Consider the following 17,383-nt stretch of genomic DNA (forward strand, 5'->3'; position numbering starts at 1 on the left):
ATGCGGTTCGAGGAAACGCCGCTGGCCGGGGCCTACCGCGTGTGTCCCGAACCCATCGCCGACGATCGCGGGTTCTTCGCCCGCACCACCTGCACGGACGAGTTCGCCGCCCGGGGTCTCGTGGGGGGCTTCGCGCAGTCGAGCGTGTCGTTCAACGCCCGGCGCGGCACCGTCCGGGGGATGCACTTCTCGGTTCCGCCCCACGCCGAGACCAAGCTCGTGCGCTGCACGGGGGGCGCCATCCGCGATGTCATCGTCGATCTGCGGCAGGATTCTCCGAGCTATCTCAAGAGCTTCGCCGCCGATTTGACGGCGGGCAACCGTTGCGCCCTCTACATCCCGGCCGGCTTCGCCCACGGTTTCCAGGCCCTGACCGACGCGGCCGAGGTGCTCTACATGATCGACCGCGCCTACGTCGCCGGAAGCGCCCGAGGCCTGCGCTGGAACGACCCGGCCCTCGACGTGACCTGGCCCGAGCCCGTCACGGTGATCGCCGAGCGCGATCTCGCCTATCCGGACTGGAGCGCGTGAAGGTCCTCGTCACCGGCGCGTCCGGCTTCGTCGGGCGGCACGCGCTGCCGGCCCTGGCGGCGCGCGGGTTCGAGGTCCACGCCGTGGCGCGCAGTCCCATTCCGGGGGCCGTGGTTCATGCGGCCGACCTGCTCGACGCGGCCGAGCGGCGGGCCCTCCTCGCCGACGTGGCGCCGAGCCACTTCCTGCATCTGGCCTGGGACGCCGAACCCGGTCGATACTGGACGTCGCCGAGCAACCTCGACTGGGTCGCGGCCAGCCTCGACCTCGCCCGAAGCTTTCACGACATTGGCGGGCGTCGCTTCGTCGGCGTCGGCACCTGCGCCGAGTACACCTGGGGCGATCCCCGCTTCGACGAGGCGACGAGCCCTTGCCGCCCCGCGACCCTCTACGGGGCCGCCAAGGATGGGACCCGGAGAATACTCGCGGCTTACGCCGAGAGCGTCGGTCTGTCCTTCGCGTGGGGGCGCCTGTTCTACCTCTACGGTCCCGGCGAGCGGCGCGGCCGCCTCGTCTCCGACGCCGCCCACGCCCTCCTGACGGGTGCAGAGTTCCCCACCTCGCCGGGCCACCAGCGCCGTGATTTCCTGCATGTCGTTGATGCGGCGGGCGCTTTGGCCGCGCTCCTCGACGGTCCGGTGACGGGGGCCGTCAATATCGGCTCGGGGGAAGCGGTCCCGGTGCGGACCCTTCTCGATGGTCTGGCCACCCGCACCGGCCGGTTCGAACTCGTGCGTTACGGGGCCCGGACGCTGGGTCCGTCCGAGCCGGCCGCGATCGAAGCCGCCGTTGCGCGCCTTTCCGGAGAGGTCGGGTTCCGGCCGCGCTTCACCCTGGAGACCGGCCTCGACGACACCCTGAGTTGGTGGCGGAACCGTCTCGGGGGCAGCCGGCTCAGCAGGGGAGTAACCCCTTGAGCTGACTGAGGATGTCTTCGCCGGTGCACGGGCGGGCGATGAAGCGGGCGCCCGGCGGCATCCGCTCGGGGTCCGGCGCGGCCCGTCCCGAGACGATGACGATGGGCAGTTGCGGACGCGCTGCCGCGACCGCGTTGGCAAGCTCGAACCCGTTGGTTTTGCCCGACAATTCCACGTCGGTGACCAGGCCGCAGATGTCGGGCCGGGCCTTGAGGATGCCGAGCGCCCGCTCGGCGGAGGCGCATTGCACCGTCTCGTAGCCACCGTTCTCCAGGACGTCGCCGAGGTCCATGATGGTCAGCGCCTCGTCCTCGACCAGAAGGATCACCGGCCGATCGTCGCCTGGGCCCGTTGTCTCATCCACCACGATGCACCCTCCGCCCGTTCCATGGGATGCGGCCCGTAACGTTCCACGGGGTCGTGCGCCGCTCCCGACCCTGGTCCAACGAGAAAGCGCGCCGGGAGTTGCAGCGCTCAGGTCCGTGTCACGTCGCACACCACCGCGACGACCGCCTCGACGAGCCGGTCGAGGTCGGTCGAATCGATGGTGAGAGCCGGGGTGAGGTAGACGATGTCGCCGAACGGGCGGACCCAGACGCCGCGCGCGAGGAGGCCCCGCTTCAGGTCGGCGAGGTCCGGCACCTGCGTCCACTGCACCGCCCCGATGGCCCCGAGTACCCGGACGTCGGCGAGGCCGGGTCGGCCGCGCAAGGGGGCGAGGCCCGCCGCCAGGCGCGCCCCGATGGTCCGGACCTGGGCGAGGCGGGGTTCGGTCTCGAACAGGTCGAGGCTGGCGTTGGCGGCCGCGCAGGCGAGGGGGTTCGCCATGAAGGTCGGCCCGTGCATGAGGGCGGCGGCGGGGTCGTCGGAGAGGAAGGCCTCGAACACCGCGCCCGTCGCCACCGTGGCGGCGAGCGGCAGGGTGCCGCCGGTGAGCGCCTTCGACAGGCACAGGATGTCGGGCACGAGGCCGGCCTGCTCGCAGGCGAACAGAGTGCCGGTGCGGGCGAAGCCGGTGAAGATCTCGTCGACGATGAGGGGCAGGCCGTGGGCCCGAGCGAGGCGCGCCACCTCGGCCAGCACGTCGGGGGCGTGCATCCGCATGCCGCCGGCGCCCTGGACCAGGGGCTCGACGATCACCGCCGCGAGGGTTTCGCGGTGTCGAGCGAGGCAGGCGTCGAGGGCCGCGATCCGTTCGGCATCGGTCGGGAGGTCACAGAAGATCTGCTCCGGCAGGTAGGCGCCGAAGCGCCGGTGCATGCCGTCTTCGGGGTCGCAGACCGACATCGCCCCCATCGTGTCGCCGTGGTAGCCGCCCCGGAAGGCGAGGAAGCGGGTGCGCCCCTCCACCCCCCGGTTGAGCCACATCTGGGCGGCCATCTTCAGGGCGACCTCGACGGCCACCGACCCGGAATCGGTGAAGAACACGTGGTCGAGGTCGCCCGGCAGCAGGGCGGCGAGGCGGGCGGCGAGGCGTTCGGCCGGCGCGTGGGTGAGGCCGCCGAACATCACGTGTGGCATCGCCTCCAGCTGGGCGGCGACGGCGGCGCGGATGTGGGGATGGTTGTAGCCGTGCGCCGCGGTCCACCACGAGGCGATGCCGTCCACGAGTTCGCGCCCGTCGGCGAGCACGATGCGGGTCCCGTGGGTTCGCACCGCCTCCAGGGGCGGCGCCGCCGTCTTCATCTGCGTGTAGGGCCGCCAGAGGTGGTCGCGCCGGGGTTCGCTCATGCGGCTTCGATGGAAGCCGGACGCGCTCGGGTCAAGGCGGTGTGTTCGCGCCCGATCCTGCCACGACCCTGCCGGCACGGCTCCGGCGGCACCGGCCCTCCGACGGTCCACCGGCGGATCTGTCGGGACCGGGTGTACCTGTCGCGACCGGGGGTGCGCCGGCGCTTCAGACGGGGCGTACGGCGCGCAGGATGAAGCCGCTCCTCGGGCGCGCCGAAATGTCGGCGAGGTCGATCCCGAGATCCTGGGGCGGGACCTCGTAGCGCATCGACGTCGCCAGCAGGCCGGCCGCCGTGATCGGCAGGGTCTGGGTGATGCCCTCGCCGGGGCACCGGTGTCCGTCCATCGCCGCGCCGCCGCCATGGGAGATCAGGTCGAACGGATCGAGGGCTTCGGTGCCGAAACGGTCCGGATCGAAGCGCTCCGGCGTCGGCCATCGGCTCGGGTCGTGATTGGTGCCGTAGAGGTCCATGAGAGCCCAGTCGCCGACTTCGAACGCATGGTCTCGCCAGGCGAAGGGCTCGCGGACCCGCCCGCCGATGAACGGGATGAACGGAAAGGCGCGCCGCACTTCCCAGGCGAAACGCTGGCGCGTGCCCGCGTCCGCGTCGGCGAGTGCCGCGACCCAGTGCGGGTTCTCGTGGAGCGCCAGGGCGGCGAACACCACGTAGCGCGCGTTCGCGACCGTCGGGCGCAGCAGGTTGATGAGTTCGACGCCGGCCGTCCTGACGTCGAGACGACGCCCATCGGCGTCGCGGTGGGTCGCGACGGTCCGGGCAGCGCCCGGGGGCACGTCGCGGCGACCGCTCCGGATGTCTTCGATCATGCGCCGGGCCCAGCGCTCGGTGCGGGCGCGAAGGAGATGCCCCCGCCAGTTGCGCGGTCCGATCGCCCCCGTGCCGGCGACCATGGCGGCGAACTCGGCCGCCCGTGCCTCGATCTCGTCCGGGGGCAGGGCGAGGCCCACCCACGCGCACACCGTGGCCGTGATGACGCGGTGCGCCTCGTCGAGGAGCACCACGCTGTCCATCGTCGCCCAGCGCAGCACGGCGCGGCGCCAATGCTCGGCAAGCAGGTCGGAGAAGCGCCGGAGGGCGTCCGGCCCGACGAGCGACAGGAACATCTCTTTGCGGTGGCGATGGGCGTCGCCGTCGAGGACCATCACGCTCCCATGGTCCTGGATCAGCGCGAAGGTGGTCGGCGGCAGCGCGTGTCGTCGGGTGAAGCGATCGCCGTCGTAGAAGTGCGACGCCGCCTCCCGGCCGGACATGCAGATCACGGGACTCAACATGAGCCGGGCCGCGAACACATCCGATCCGTACCGTCGGCAACGGTTCGGGATGAAGGCATAGCCTTCGGAGAGAAGCGACAGCGTACTGTCCGGTGCCCGGTCCCGGGGAATCGCGGAGTCGTTCAGCCGCTTGGTCTTCATGGGGGATCCACTCGTGTGGCTGATACAGGTCATGTCCTGGCACCGACTGCCGGCACCGACGCCGAGCGCGCGGGGTCAGCCCGTCCGGTCCTCGTCGTCCTCCTCCGGGACGATGTCGCCGAACGGCACCATCAGAACCCGCCGCGCCCGCTCGTCCTCGATCTCGAACGAGCAGGCGAACCAGTCGCGCACCGCGAAGGAGGGGGACCCGGCGACCAGGTCGCGGGCGCATTGCAGGGCGTGCCGGCGGGCCGCCTCGTCGTCGGCGAGCTCATCGCCCTCGGGGTCGACGGCCAGTTTTTCGGTCCCGCGCCCGTATCGGAGGTGGAAGAAGTAGCGCGGCATCTCAGGCCCCCTCGATCAGGCGGGCATACTCGGCCTCGGGCGTGCCATAGCCGCCATCCGCCATCTCCTCCAGGAGTTCGCGGTTCACCACGGTGATGCGCCCGCGTCTGGCTCGGATGCGGCCGGCCCCTTCGAGCTGCTGCATCGCCAGGGTCACGCCCGAGCGTCGCACGCCGAGCATCATCGACAGGAAATCGTGCTTGAGCAGGATCTCGTCGCCGTCCACCCGGTCGTGGCACATCAGCAGCCAGCGCGCGAGGCGCGCTTCGATCTCGTGGGTGGCGTTGATGAAGGCCGTCTGCCGCACCTGGATCATCTCGGTCAGAACGTAGCGCAGGAGCAGCTTGCGCAGTGTCGGGCTCTCCTCCACCGCGGCGGTGAGGGCATCGGTTCGGATTTGCAGGGCACTGCCCGGCATCTGGATGAAGTGGTTGTGCGGGATCCGATCGGAGCCGAGCAGCACCGGGGTGATGCCCACCGCACCCTCCCGCCCCATGATCCCGACTTCGACCCGGCCGTTGGCCCCCTCGGCGGTGATGGACGCGATGCCGGTCTCGATGAAATGGATGTGTTCGGTCCGCGCGTTCGGAGCGAGCAGGATCTGTCCCGTCAGGAGATCCACCGGCTCCAGGTGCGGTCGGAGGCGGGCGAAATCCTCGGGCGGCATGACCTTCAGCAGGCGATTGTGGGCATCGCAGTGTCGACCGTGAGTCAGGAGCCCTCGTCTCCACCTCGGAGCAAGAGCGCGCGCTGTCTCCCAAGCGCCCACGCTCTGATCCGTATGCGGACGATGGGAAGAAGATAGGATCGTCTCCGACAAGTGACAATACGGATTTTTGGAGAATAAAAACGAATTAACATAGGTTATTGACGGATAAATCTAGGTTAGTCCTAGATGTTGTGGAGGTTCGATAGCGCACCGGACGTGAGAGTAGACTTTCGTGCGGCATAAAAGCTGCCTATAGCTGGGGCATCCAGCCTTGCCCGCGCCCGTGGCGGTCAAGTGCCACAAATTCTGGAGCCTTGAATGCATCTCACCGCCCAGCAGCCCCTCGTGCTGCTTGCCGAAGCCAACGCCCTGGTCGGCGTGGACCTCGGCGACGCTTTGGTGCAGGCGGGCTACCGTGTGATCGGTCCCTACGCGACGGCCCTCGACGCCTTGGATGCCCTGGAGCGCGAAAGTCCCGTCCTCGCCGTCGTGGACGTCGAACTCAAGGACGGCGTCTGCACCGCCCTCGGGCAGGAGTTGCGCCACCGTGGCATTCCCTGCCTCGTCCACTCGAGCCTGCTGCCGAACGAGCCCCAGGCCATCGGCTTTCAGGGCGTGCCCTGGATCTGCAAGCCGGCGTTCCCGGAGGATCTGATCGCCCTCCTGGACGAGTTGGCGTTCCTGCCGCCTCCGTCGGCGCGGATCGAGGCCCTGCCCGTCGGGTTCGCCCGGCCGGCGGAGACAAGGGGCAATCCCCTCGTGCGCAAGCTCGAGGGCTTCGTCGCGCTCTCGGAGGCGGACCGGGCGATCCTGGAACGGATCAGCGCCGCTCCGCGCATCGTCGGACCGCGGACGGACCTGATCCGGGAAGGCGATACCCCCAGGGGCGTGTTCCTGATCATGGACGGCATGGCCTGCCGCTACAAACAGCGCAGGGACGGGGCGCGCCAGATTCTGGCCTACCTGCTCCCGGGAGATTTCTGCGACCTGGACGCGGCGCTCCTGAGCGCGATGGATCACACCATCAGCACCCTGTCCGGGTGCCGGGTGGTTCATATCGCGCCGGACCTCATCGCCGAGCTGATGCGCAACCATCCGCAACTCGCGCGGGCGATGCGCATGACGACCCTCGTGGACGAGGCGACCCTGCGCGAATGGCTGTTGAACGTCGGCCGCCGGTCCGCCCTGGAGCGGCTGGCGCACCTGTTCTGCGAGCTCTACCTGCGCATGAAAGTGGTCGGGTTCGTCCATGACGAAAGTTACGGTCTGCCGATTACGCAGTCGGAGCTGGCCGACACCGCCGGCATCACGATCGTTCACGCCAATCGCAGCTTGCAGGAACTCCGCCGGCGCGGCCTCATCGAAATGAGGGGTCGGTCCCTGAAGATCCTGAACTTCGATCGGTTGAAGCAGCTTGCGGAGTTCCAGTCCGCGTACCTGCACCTGGACGGTCGTGCCGCCGCATGAGTCTCCTCTTCCAGCCCGTGCAGGTTGCGACGGGGAGTTCCGACAGCGAGAGCCGCCTCGTCTTCGACGACGGTTTCCTCGTCGCGATCCTGGTGCAGCTGTGCGCGCAGCATGGCGATCAGGCGGGCCGGTGGTTCCTGGAGGCCGGTTTCGGTCGCGTCGAGCATGCGAACCCGCCCACCTTCGCCGATCTCGACGTGGCGCAGGACTGGATCGAACGGCAACTCGCCAGTGCCGAGGATGTCTGATCCCGACGCCACGGCCCAGGGGAGGGGCCGGACCCGCGGCAGGTTTCGCGAAAGTGGTCACCGGTCTTGCGTCGAAGACCTGCTTAGCGGATGAGCCAGTTTCCGACGAAGGACAGCACGCCCGAATAGACCACGTGTCCGTCCTCGTCCGAGACGAGAACCGTGACCGCATGGTGCTCTCCGTCGGCCGGAACTTCGTCCAGCGCGATGACGGGCAGCAGCTTCTTGGCCTCGCGCACGGCGCTCTGAAGATCGGCGCAGATCACGCCCTCGTCGTCGCGCTCGTGATGGCAGCCTTTGAGGTCGAAGAAATAACGCGGCATCGCAATCTTCGTGCACCCGAAACGGGAAGCCGCAGCATTCTTCAGCACGGGGTGGCGGTCAAGGGACGCTCGGGTGCCGCGCCGATATGACGAACGTCCGATAACCTGATCGCGCGGGAGTGCGGTGCGGGTCTGGGCCGAATGAAGTCTGCGATCCGGAGGCGGACGATCTTGGGAAACCTGGTAGCCGAATCAGAGACCTTGCCGCTGGAGACACGCCCGCTCCAGGTTTTGGTGATCGCCGGATCGGCGAGGCGGCTCGACGGATGCCCCGGCATGGACGGCAAGGCCCGCTTCCTCATGCACCGGATGCTCGGGCGCCTGCCGCCCCGCTGGCAGGTCGACCACGTCGACATCGGCAACGCGCACGGCAAGCCCAAGATCCAGGGCTGCAACGGCTGCGTCGGAAGCTCCATGGCGCTCTGCGTCTGGCCCTGCAACTGCTACGGTCCGGACAGCGACCACCAGCCCGACCTGATGTGGAACGAGAAGCTCTACCAGCGTCTCGCCCGGGCCGACGCTTGGGCGATCATCGGCCCTGTCTGGTGGTACGGGCCCTCGACCAACCTCAAGGCGATGTTCGACCGGCTCGTCTGCATGAGCGGCGGCAACCCGCGCCCCGACCTCATCGACAAGAAGACCACCCTGAAGGCCCAGGCCCTGGAGAAGAGCCCGCTCTGGAAGGAGCTGACCCGGAACCACCTGGAAGGGCGCACCGCCGGGTTCTTCTGCTACGGCAACGAAGGCGGCAACGAACTCGACGACGGCCGTCGTCCGCGCATCCTCCGCCACAAGGCGTGGTTCGACCCGGCCCGGGAGCCGTACCAGGGCGACGAGCGGAACGCCTACCAGGGCCTCGTCTGGCAATGCCGCTACAGCGGGATCGAGGTGCCGGACGACCTCTGGCGCCACGCCTCCGTCGGCCTCGGCCAGCCCTACGCCGACGATCAGGCCGACGACATGGTTCGCGAGCCCGAGGCCATGGCCTGCTTCGACGGGTGGGTCGATGCCTTCGTGGGGCACGTGACGGCCAAGGGCATCGTGCCCGGGACGACCGAGGCCGAACGGGGCGCGCAATCCACGACGGATTGACGGCCCGAGCCCCGGGTCCTCTCCGCGATGCGGCCGCGGATGCGCGGCGCGAGCATCCCCGGTCATCCGCACCGTCTTTCGGAGAATGCGGGCGTCGGCCGGCCGGGGGAGCCATCCACCGAAGGCGTTAGGGCAAACGTCGAATGGCATAGGGATTAAAGCGGGCCGGTCGCCGGTACACGGTTGGGCGTGCCTCGGGGTTCGGTGCGCGCCCGCTTGCCCGGCCCCCGCTCCCCCGACCTCACCGGAGAGATCGCCCATGACGCTCGTCCTGCGTCACCCCTTCTGGGAACGCCTGCTCGCGAGTTCCCCCCGGGGCATCGCCCTGGCGGTGTCCGGCCTCCTCCGGCATCCCGTCGCCCTGCGCCCGCTGCGCGAAGCCCGGCCGAACAGCACCCTGGGCCGGCTCCTGAGGGGCCGCCCGGAGGTCTGGGGCATGGTCGCCACGCCCTACCTCTGCGCCCGCTGGAGCGCGGCCGAACGCCTGACCCGCATCGCCGGGCATTGCGCGGCGGTCGAGCGTCTCGGCCCCCTGCTCGATACGCCCCTCGACGCCTTCGTCGACCTGCTCGACCTGCCTGAGATCGATTCCGCCCATCGCATCGTCCTCGACCAGCCGCACTGGCTCCTGCGCGACGGGCAGGCCACCTTCAGCCTGTGGGACGGCGCGGACCGGCTGATCTCGCTGTCGTACTGCCTGTCCTTCGACGGCGACGGTCTCACGGCCTATGTCGGCGGCCTGCAGGGGCGCAGCGAGGCGGGCGTGCTCGACCGCTACCGCCGCTTCACGAAGCAGGCCGAAGGCCTGCGGCCGACCGACTTCACCATCGACCTGTTCCGGGTGTTCTGTTGCGGCCTCGGCGTGACGCGCCTTCTCGCGGTCTCGGACGCGATCCATCATCGCCGCAGCGCCTACTTCGCGCGCCGGTCGGATTCGACGGCGGCCCATCTGAGCTACGATGCGCTCTGGCACGGACGCGGCGGGGCGCTGCGGCCGGATGGCTTCTACGCCCTGCCCCTGGCCGATGCGCGGCGGCCCGCGGGCGCGATCCCGGCCAACAAGCGCGCGATGTATCGCCGTCGCTACGCCATGCTCGACGCCCTGGCGGCCCGCCTCGATCGGATCACCCGCGACGGCGCCGATCCCGTGCGGGTGGGGTTTCACGGACGCGTCGGCCCGGCGAGTCCCGGCCCGTTCGGCCGCGGCCCCGGCCGCCCGGGGTTGCGCCCTTTCCCGGGTTCGGGTTCCGCAGCCGGCGCCGTCCCGGCCGCAGGGCGAGGGCGGCACTTGGAGTGGGGCTTGGGACCAGACTTCGGGACGGACCTGAGGCGCCCGCGGCCGGGGCCGCCTTGACAAGGCTTGGGCCGGTGCCGCCTTGACAAGGCGTGGGCCGGGGGTGCCATCAGCCCCCATGTCGCGCCCCCAGACACCCGGCCCGGACCCGTCCAGCCTCGACGCCTTCGCGGAGGCCGGCCTCGCCGAGCTCGACGCCAAGGCCCTGCGCCGGCGCCTCGTCGCGACGGCGCGGGCGCCGGAGGCCGGGGCGGAGCGGGACGGGCGCCGCCTCGTGTCGTTCTCGTGCAACGACTATCTCGGCCTCAGCCAGGATCCCCGGGTGATCGCGGCGGGGCAGGCGGCGCTCGCGCGCCACGGCGCCGGGGCGGGGGCCTCGCGCCTCGTCACCGGCAACCACCCGCCGCTCGCCGCCCTCGAAGCGCGCCTCGCCGCCCACAAGGGCAAGGCGGCGGCCCTGGTCTTCGGCAGCGGCTACCTCGCCAATCTGGGGATCGTGCCGGCCCTGGCGGGGGCGGGCGACCTCGTCCTCGTCGATGCCCTCGGGCATTCCTGCCTGTTCGCCGGGGCGCAGCTCTCCGGCGCGACGCTGCTGCGGTTCCGCCACAACGACGTCGCCCACCTGCGCGCGATCCTGGCGGCGCGCCGCGCCCGGCACGGGCGGGTGCTGGTGCTCACCGAGCGGGTGTTCAGCATGGACGGCGACCGGGCGCCGCTCCCCGAGATCCTGGCTCTCGCGGCCGCGTACGACGCCTGGACCCTGGTCGACGACGCCCACGGCCTCGGGGTGGTCGAGGCGGGCGCCCGCGCGCCCCTCGAAATGGGCACCCTGTCGAAGACGCTCGGCTCCTACGGCGGCTATGTCTGCGCCTCGCGCGCCGTCGTCGACCTCCTCACGAGCCGGGCCCGCAGCTTCGTCTACACCACCGGCCTGCCCCCGGCCTCCGTCGCGGCGGCGCTGGCCGCCCTCGACATCGTGGAGACCGAGCCCGCGCGGGCCGCCCGGCCCCTCGCCCTCGCGCGCCGCTTCACCGCCCGCCTCGGGTTGCCGGAGGCCCAGAGCCCCATCGTGCCGATCCACGTCGGCGAGGCCCCGGCGGCCCTGGCCCTCTCGGCGGCCCTGGAGGCGCGCGGCTACCTCGTCGTCGCCATCCGCCCACCGACGGTGCCGGCCGGCACCGCCCGCCTGCGGGTGGCGTTCTCGGCCGCGCACGACGCGGCGCAGGTCGACGGCCTCGCCGACGCGATCCTGTCCCTGCGGGCGGACGCCGACGCGCGGTCCGCCTGAACGGAGCCGGGCGGCGCGCCCTGCACCGGGAGAGCTTCGTTCATGGGCGGCAGACGTGCGCTCCCGCCTTCCGGAGTATCGCCGGGGGGCGTGATCGTCTGGCCCATCCTCATATGGTGCTGCCTCATACCGGTGCCGCTCGGCAGCATCGCTTCCGGGCTGTGGCTCCGCCACCGCGCCTATCGGCAGGCGGCGCTGAACGCTCGCTCGCAAAGGCGGGGCACCGGCGGCCGGTCCACTCGCGGCGGGCCGTATGAAAACGGCCGCCGTTCGCCCGGGCCGCGGAGGTCCGCAGCGTTGCGCTCATCCGGGACCTCGACTGTCGCCGCCCCTATGCCGCTCGCTGCCCCGTCCCGCGCATCGGTCCGAGGGGCGAGGTCCCGGCGGTCGCGACATCCGGATCGCGCCAGCCCCGCATGACGACCTCAAACCGCGGGTGGATCGAGGAGCACCCAAAGGCGCGCGATCCGACCATCCACGATCTCGGCAACATCCGCTCCGGTCACGAGGACGGGCCCGCCTTCCGGACCTGCCTGCCATTGCAGCGAACCCAAACCGTGATGGCCGACGGCCTTGCGGGTGGGCGTGAACCGGAACGTCGGACCGAACTGATCCAGGAGCTTGCCCGCCACGGTCGCGATGGCCGCGCGTCCCCGAACGACGCCCGTCGGTTCGTACATGACCGGTTCCTCCACGAAGAGGTCGGTCAGCGCCGAGGCCCGGCGGAGCGGGTCGCGCTCGTTGAAGACACGCTCCAGGTTCGCGCGGAGCAGCGCGTCGTGATCGGGTTCTCCCGCGGCTCCCATCGTCTGCTCGGACTCGGGCATGGGGGCCTCCTTCCGTCGGGATGCGACTGCGCGGCCTATCGGATCCGCCGCGGCGGAGCGCCGGCAGAGGGCTTCCGGGAAACTGCACGAACCGGCATCCGAGCGCGAGTGGTCCGAGGCCGGAAACCCGGGCCGGATCGTCGGCGCTCCGACCTTCGCCCACGTCGCGTCGCAATCGCCCGAGCGCACGGGGGTCTCGAGGCCAGTAGCGACAACCCTCCGCGCTGCCGTTCGCGGCAAGGGGCGCTCGGCCCGGCTGTCATCCGCACGTCGAACTCCACCGCGGCGGTCTCGACGACGGAGGTTTCACGAACCGGATGGCATGCCGTTCACGCGGCCAGGCCATCGTGCCTGTGCCCTGCCGGTGGGCTCGATGTCGCCGAGAACTCCCGAGCGCGGGCGTTTGCGCGCTCGGGGCGTGCCGAGCTAGTTCGGGATCAGCTCACGGGCTGGCCCCCCGGTCTCCTCGCCCCGCCCCTGGGCATAGCCCGGCAGGGCCGGGTTCCGGGCGTTGCCGCTGTCGAGGTCCGGGCCGCCGAGCCAGTCCGCGGACCGAGCCTGCGGCCGGATCGAGCCGGTGATCGCCGGGCTCTCCAGCGAATGCGTGACGGTTCGGGCCTGGGAGACCCCGGTCAGAGCAGCGAGGGTGCAGGCGGACGCGAAAGCGACGGCAGAGACGGTCTTGAGCATCGTCATGTCGGATCTCCGGTGTTTCCCGCCCGATCGAACGGCGCCGAGCAGGGATGCCGGACAGACGACGTCTTCGGCCGCTTATTCCCCATGCCGTCGAAGAATTCGGTTCTCGTCTTGAGCACCGTCCCGCAGAGACTCGGTGTCCGGTGCGCGCGTGAGAAAGTTTGGTGCGAGCGTGGAATAATCCCGGACCGGCGGCGTCCATGCCTCTGTCGTCGGCTGTCATCGGCCGCGGATCAGGCTCGCACCGGTCGGCCTGCACACGGAGGAGCCCCGGCCATGCCAGGAGATCGGACATGACGGACATGATGCGCCTCATCGCGCCGCTGATCCCGGCCCTGCGCCGCTACGCCCGCGCCCTCCTGCGTAATCCCGCCGATGCCGACGACCTCGTGCAGGACTGCCTGGAGCGCGCCGTCGGCCGCTGGCACCAGCGTCAGGCGGGCGGAGACGCGCGGACCTGGCTCTTCGCCATCCTCCACAACCTGGCGGTGACGCAGATGCGCCAGCGTGCCCGCCGCGGTGCCCACATGCCGATCGAGGACATGGCGGAGGCCACCCTGGCGGTGGCGCCGACGCAGGAGAGCGCCCTGCGCCACCGCGACCTGATGTACGCGCTCGACGCTCTGCCGGAGGAGCAGCGCAGCGTCCTGCTGCTCGTGACGGTGGAGGGTCTGTCCTATTCCGAGACCGCCGAGATCCTCGCCATCCCGACCGGGACCGTGATGTCCCGCCTGTCCCGGGCCCGGGCCCGGATGATCCAGTCGATGGACGGTGCCGAGGCGGCCGTTCCGGCCAAGCGCCCGCTCCTGCGGAGGGTGAAATGACCATGCGTCCGATCGGCGAAGACGACCTCCAGGGCCTCGTGGACGAACGGCTCGATACCGCCCGGAGGCGCGAGGTCGAAGCGTATCTCGCCGACCATCCCGAAGCGCGGGCGCGCGTCGACCGCCTCGTCGACATGGGCGACGCGATGCGGGCCGCCTTCGCCCCCATCGCCGCCGAGCCGGTTCCGGCGCGGCTGAACCTGACGCGGATCGTCGAGGCACGCCGTCGCCCGCAACGTCCAGTCTGGCAGGCGATGGCGGCCGGGCTGCTTCTTCTTCTCGGCGGGGCCGCAGGCTGGGGACTGCGCGACGTGGTCTCGCCGGTGCCGACCGGCATCGCGGCGCTGGCCCAGGCGGCGAGCATGAACTACGCGGTCTATGCCCCCGATCACACCCGGCCCGTCGAACTCGCTGCCGCCGACCGGAACGAACTCGCCGGCTGGTTCTCGGCCCGGCTGAAGCGAACGGTCGGCGTGCCGGACCTGAGCGGCGCCGGCTATCGCCTCATGGGCGGGCGCCTCGTCGCGACGCAGCAGGGGCCCGCCGGCCTCCTGATGTACGACGACGGGCACGGCGCCCGCTTCGTGATGCTCATGCGGCCCATGTCCGTGCCCGGGGACGCACCGATGCAGCCGCACACCTCCGGGACGTCGAACGGCTACGCCTGGGCCCAGGACGGGCTCGGCTACAGCCTGGTGGGAGCGGCCGACCCGGCCGTCCTGCACCCGCTCGCCGACGCGATCCGCCGCGCCACCAGCCCCAAAGCCATCTGAAGGCCCGCCATGTCCCTCCTCGACGACCTCGCCGGCGCCGGTCCGGCGATGAGACCGCGCGCCGTCATCCTGCGGCTCGGCGCCATCGCGGCTCTGGTCGCCGGCACCGCCGGGGCCTTCGCGTATGCCGGCGGCTGGCTCTCGCCGCATGACCTGACCCCGGCGCGGATCGTCGACCGCTTTGAGCGGGTCAACGGACCGCATCCGGGGTTCCGGCGCAACCACGCCAAGGGGCTCTGCCTCGCCGGCCGCTTCGAGAGCAGCGGCCGGGGCGAGCGCCTGTCGAAGGCGTCGCTGTTCGCCCCGGGCCAGATCACCCCGGTCACCGGGCGCATCGCCCTCGCGGGCGGGCGGCCCTACGCCGCCGATGCGGCCACCACGGTGCGCAGCCTCGCGCTCCGCTTCCACCTCCCCGACGGCGAGGAATGGCGCACCGGCAACAACGACATCCCGGTCTTCCCGGTGCGGACCCCGGAGGCGTTCTACGCCCAGCTCCTCGCCGCCAAACCCGATCCGGCCACGGGCAAGCCCGATCCCGAGGCGCTCGCAGCCTTCTTCGCCGCGAACCCCGACAGCGCGAAGGCGGCGGCCCTGATCAAGGCGCGGACCCTCACCGCCGGGTTCGCCGACGACACCTTCCGGGGCCTGAACGCGTTCCGGTTCGTCGCCAGGGACGGCAGGCAGACGCCGGTGCGCTGGGCGTTCGTGCCGGAGCACGCCGCAACGGCGGAGAGCCCGGCCCAGGGGGGCCGCGCGGACGAGAACTTTCTGTTCGACGGTTTCGCGTCCGCGGTCCGTCGCGCGCCCGTGCGCTGGCACCTCGTCGTCACGCTCGGCGAGCCTGGCGACCCCACGGCGGATGCGACGCGGGCCTGGCCATCCGAGAGACCGAGCCTCGATGCCGGGACGGTGATCGTTTCGGAGACGGAGGCCGAGGCGGACGGCAATTGCCGCGACGTCAATTTCGATCCCCTGGTTCTGCCCGCCGGCATCGAAGGCGGGGACGACCCGCTGCTCGGCGCCCGCTCGGCGGCGTACGCGCAGTCCTTCACGCGCCGCGCCGGTGAACCGAAGTCGCCGAGCGCCGTCCACGATGCCCCCGTTGCAGGAGCCGGATTATGAGCAACACCACGCACTTCAACCGGCCGGCCCGGCTGCTGCACTGGACCATGGCCGGCATGATCCTGGCCATGCTGTTCATCGGCGTGGCGATGGTGACCTCCCTCGCGCACTATGACGCGCTCGTGGCGCTGCACCGCCCCCTCGGCATCGGCATCCTGATCCTCGCGGTGCTGCGCCTCGTCAACCGCTGGCGCCATCCGCCGCCGGCATTGCCGCCAGACCTTCCGGGCTGGCAGCGGCAGGCGGCACACGCCTCGCACCGCCTGCTCTACGGCCTGATGCTCGGGCTGCCGCTGATCGGCTGGGCGATGCTGTCGGCGGCCGGCTATCCCATCGGGCTCGGCGGCTCGGTGGTGCTCCCGCCGATCCTGCCGCGCGATCCCGCGATCTATGCCTGGCTGCGTCCGGTCCACTCGGTGCTGGCCTACGCCCTGTTCGGCCTCATCCTCGCTCATCTCGGCGCCGCCCTGATGCATGGGCTGATCCGCCGGGATGGCGTCTTCTCCAGCATGGCCCTGCGCGCGACGGCGCCGCGCTCTTGACGACGATCCGGGCAACGAGGCGAGACGGCATGGACGACAGCGCAACACGCCGAGTGCTCATCGCCGGAGGCGGCATCGCCGGCCTTGCCATGCGGCGAGCGCTGCAGCGACGCGGCCTTCCCTCGCTGACCCTGGAGCGACGACGGACGCCGGCCGATGCGGGCCTCGCCATCAATCTGCCGGGAAACGCGGTCCAAGCCCTGCGGCAGCTCGGCCTGAGCGACGCCCTGCGCAGGGTCGGCTCCCCCATCCGCCGGCGCGAATACCGCACCGGGAGCGGGCGCCTCCTCTTCGCCATCGACGAGACGGCGTTCTGGGGGGAAGAGGCATGCCCGCATTGCCTGCGTCGCGCCGACCTGCTGCGCCTCCTGACCCGCGACCTTCCCCCGGCCGATCTCCGGCACGGATCCGGGATTCACACCGTCCGGCAGGTGCCGAAGGGCGTCGCGATCGAGACCCGGGAGGGGATGGTCGAGACCGGCGGATTCCTCGTCGGCGCCGACGGCGTCCACTCGCGGGTTCGACGCGAGACGTTCGGTGATTCCGTGCTCGGCGCGGCGATGTTGGCCCCGGCGAGCTGGCGCTTCATGGCACCGAACCCGGGCCTCGACGCCTGGACGCTGTGGGCGGGATCGGACGGATTGTTCCTGCTCATCCCCGTCGACCACGGTGAGGTCTACGGGTGGGTCTCGTTGGGCGCGGCCGCCGGACGGGGGCGGGATCTGGCCGCCTTCCGGACGGCCTTCGCGTCGTTCCCGCGCCTCGTCCGCGACACCCTCGCGTCGGTTTCGTCCGAGCCGGGCGCGCTCCATCACTCGCCCCTCGAAGAGGTCCGCATTCCGACCTGGACCCGGGACCGGGTGGTGCTGGTCGGGGATGCCGCGCACGCGACGGCGCCGGTCTGGGCCCAGGGCGCCGCCATGGCTCTCGAGGATGCCCTCGTGCTGAGCTCACTGCTCGCCGGGAGGGCGGACTGGGGCACGGTCGGTCCGGACTACGAAGCCCTGCGCCGGCCCCGCGTGGCCCATGTCCAGGCCATGACCGATCGCCTGTCCCGCACCGCACGGATGCCGAATTGGGCCAGAAGCCTCTTGCTCCCCGTGATCGGGCCGCGCAGCTACCGCGCCACTTACGCTCCCCTGCGCACACCGGTCCCGGCCTGAGCACCGGGCCACGGCGATCCCGTGCATTCCCGACGGTCCCGGACGGGGCCGGACACGGA

20 protein-coding genes are annotated in these 17,383 nt (G+C 71.1%); 12 read left to right on the top strand and 8 right to left on the bottom strand.

Features of this window, described 5'->3' with window-relative positions:
- A complete protein-coding gene (locus ASF25_RS15310; RefSeq protein WP_056305617.1) occupies positions 1–531 on the top strand; it encodes a dTDP-4-dehydrorhamnose 3,5-epimerase family protein in 531 nt (176 codons plus the stop codon).
- Positions 528–1,448, top strand: coding sequence for an NAD(P)-dependent oxidoreductase (locus ASF25_RS15315; protein ID WP_056305619.1), 921 nt, complete (start codon positions 528–530; stop codon positions 1,446–1,448). Before ASF25_RS15310 ends, ASF25_RS15315 begins: the two co-directional genes overlap by 4 nt.
- Here ASF25_RS15315 and ASF25_RS15320 read toward each other — a convergent pair.
- The 5 genes from ASF25_RS15320 to ASF25_RS15340 form a co-directional block, all read right to left on the bottom strand.
- Positions 1,426–1,818 carry a response regulator gene (locus ASF25_RS15320; protein WP_056177015.1) on the bottom strand — a complete coding sequence of 131 codons (393 nt, stop codon included), beginning with the start codon at positions 1,816–1,818 and terminating at the stop codon, positions 1,426–1,428. The two genes, ASF25_RS15315 and ASF25_RS15320, sit on opposite strands and share 23 nt — an antisense overlap.
- A gap of 104 nt (positions 1,819–1,922) precedes the next feature.
- A complete protein-coding gene (locus ASF25_RS15325; RefSeq protein ID WP_056305621.1) occupies positions 1,923–3,179 on the bottom strand; it encodes an adenosylmethionine--8-amino-7-oxononanoate transaminase in 1,257 nt (418 codons plus the stop codon).
- A 166-nt stretch (positions 3,180–3,345) separates the two neighbouring features.
- Positions 3,346–4,611: a cytochrome P450 gene (locus ASF25_RS15330; protein WP_056305623.1), complete on the bottom strand. Its 1,266-nt coding sequence runs from the start codon at positions 4,609–4,611 to the stop codon at positions 3,346–3,348.
- 75 nt (positions 4,612–4,686) lie between these two features.
- Positions 4,687–4,956 (bottom strand): hypothetical protein, encoded by a 270-nt coding sequence (locus ASF25_RS15335; RefSeq protein WP_056176802.1) that lies wholly within the window; start codon positions 4,954–4,956, stop codon positions 4,687–4,689.
- Between the two features lies 1 nt (position 4,957).
- Complete coding sequence (locus ASF25_RS15340) at positions 4,958–5,623, bottom strand: Crp/Fnr family transcriptional regulator (RefSeq protein WP_056305625.1); 666 nt, start codon at positions 5,621–5,623, stop codon at positions 4,958–4,960.
- 360 nt (positions 5,624–5,983) lie between these two features.
- Between ASF25_RS15340 and ASF25_RS15345 the strand changes: the two genes are divergently transcribed.
- Positions 5,984–7,132: a helix-turn-helix domain-containing protein gene (locus ASF25_RS15345; RefSeq protein ID WP_056305626.1), complete on the top strand. Its 1,149-nt coding sequence runs from the start codon at positions 5,984–5,986 to the stop codon at positions 7,130–7,132.
- The gene (locus ASF25_RS15350) at positions 7,129–7,380 is read left to right on the top strand and encodes a hypothetical protein (RefSeq protein WP_056268145.1); all 252 of its coding nucleotides are present in this window, start codon (positions 7,129–7,131) and stop codon (positions 7,378–7,380) included. Before ASF25_RS15345 ends, ASF25_RS15350 begins: the two co-directional genes overlap by 4 nt.
- 83 nt (positions 7,381–7,463) lie before the next feature.
- Here the strand turns inward: ASF25_RS15350 and ASF25_RS15355 are convergent, their stop codons facing one another.
- Positions 7,464–7,703 carry a hypothetical protein gene (locus tag ASF25_RS15355; RefSeq protein ID WP_056176813.1) on the bottom strand — a complete coding sequence of 80 codons (240 nt, stop codon included), beginning with the start codon at positions 7,701–7,703 and terminating at the stop codon, positions 7,464–7,466.
- A gap of 141 nt (positions 7,704–7,844) precedes the next feature.
- On the opposite strand from ASF25_RS15355, the gene ASF25_RS15360 reads away from it, so the two are divergent.
- From ASF25_RS15360 to ASF25_RS15370, 3 genes are all read left to right on the top strand, one after another.
- A complete protein-coding gene (locus ASF25_RS15360) occupies positions 7,845–8,795 on the top strand; it encodes an NAD(P)H-dependent oxidoreductase (protein WP_056305628.1) in 951 nt (316 codons plus the stop codon).
- 259 nt (positions 8,796–9,054) lie between these two features.
- The gene (locus ASF25_RS15365; protein ID WP_056305630.1) at positions 9,055–10,149 is read left to right on the top strand and encodes a DUF535 family protein; all 1,095 of its coding nucleotides are present in this window, start codon (positions 9,055–9,057) and stop codon (positions 10,147–10,149) included.
- A 58-nt stretch (positions 10,150–10,207) separates the two neighbouring features.
- Positions 10,208–11,377: an aminotransferase class I/II-fold pyridoxal phosphate-dependent enzyme gene (locus ASF25_RS15370; RefSeq protein WP_056305633.1), complete on the top strand. Its 1,170-nt coding sequence runs from the start codon at positions 10,208–10,210 to the stop codon at positions 11,375–11,377.
- A 425-nt stretch (positions 11,378–11,802) separates the two neighbouring features.
- Here the strand turns inward: ASF25_RS15370 and ASF25_RS15375 are convergent, their stop codons facing one another.
- Together ASF25_RS15375 and ASF25_RS15380 are read right to left on the bottom strand one after the other, a co-directional pair.
- Complete coding sequence (locus ASF25_RS15375) at positions 11,803–12,204, bottom strand: nuclear transport factor 2 family protein (protein ID WP_056305635.1); 402 nt, start codon at positions 12,202–12,204, stop codon at positions 11,803–11,805.
- Between the two features lie 426 nt (positions 12,205–12,630).
- Positions 12,631–12,894, bottom strand: coding sequence for a hypothetical protein (locus ASF25_RS15380; RefSeq protein ID WP_056177019.1), 264 nt, complete (start codon positions 12,892–12,894; stop codon positions 12,631–12,633).
- A 299-nt stretch (positions 12,895–13,193) separates the two neighbouring features.
- Here ASF25_RS15380 and ASF25_RS15385 point away from each other — a divergent pair, with 299 nt between their 5' ends.
- From ASF25_RS15385 to ASF25_RS15405, 5 genes are read left to right on the top strand one after another with little or no spacing between them, the layout of a single operon-like run.
- On the top strand, positions 13,194–13,724 hold the full coding sequence (locus tag ASF25_RS15385; RefSeq protein ID WP_056305637.1) for a sigma-70 family RNA polymerase sigma factor: 531 nt from the start codon (positions 13,194–13,196) through the stop codon (positions 13,722–13,724).
- Positions 13,721–14,497: an anti-sigma factor gene (locus ASF25_RS15390; RefSeq protein ID WP_056305639.1), complete on the top strand. Its 777-nt coding sequence runs from the start codon at positions 13,721–13,723 to the stop codon at positions 14,495–14,497. The genes ASF25_RS15385 and ASF25_RS15390 overlap by 4 nt, the downstream gene beginning before the upstream one ends.
- Before the next feature lie 9 nt (positions 14,498–14,506).
- The gene (locus tag ASF25_RS15395) at positions 14,507–15,619 is read left to right on the top strand and encodes a catalase family peroxidase (RefSeq protein ID WP_056305641.1); all 1,113 of its coding nucleotides are present in this window, start codon (positions 14,507–14,509) and stop codon (positions 15,617–15,619) included.
- On the top strand, positions 15,616–16,161 hold the full coding sequence (locus ASF25_RS15400; protein WP_056176837.1) for a cytochrome b: 546 nt from the start codon (positions 15,616–15,618) through the stop codon (positions 16,159–16,161). The genes ASF25_RS15395 and ASF25_RS15400 overlap by 4 nt, the downstream gene beginning before the upstream one ends.
- Before the next feature lie 29 nt (positions 16,162–16,190).
- Positions 16,191–17,324, top strand: coding sequence for an NAD(P)/FAD-dependent oxidoreductase (locus tag ASF25_RS15405; protein WP_056268163.1), 1,134 nt, complete (start codon positions 16,191–16,193; stop codon positions 17,322–17,324).
- Positions 17,325–17,383 lie beyond the last annotated feature (59 nt).

Origin of the sequence: Methylobacterium sp. Leaf100 (assembly GCF_001422845.1) — a bacterium.
Taxonomy (GTDB): Bacteria; Pseudomonadota; Alphaproteobacteria; order Rhizobiales; family Beijerinckiaceae; genus Methylobacterium.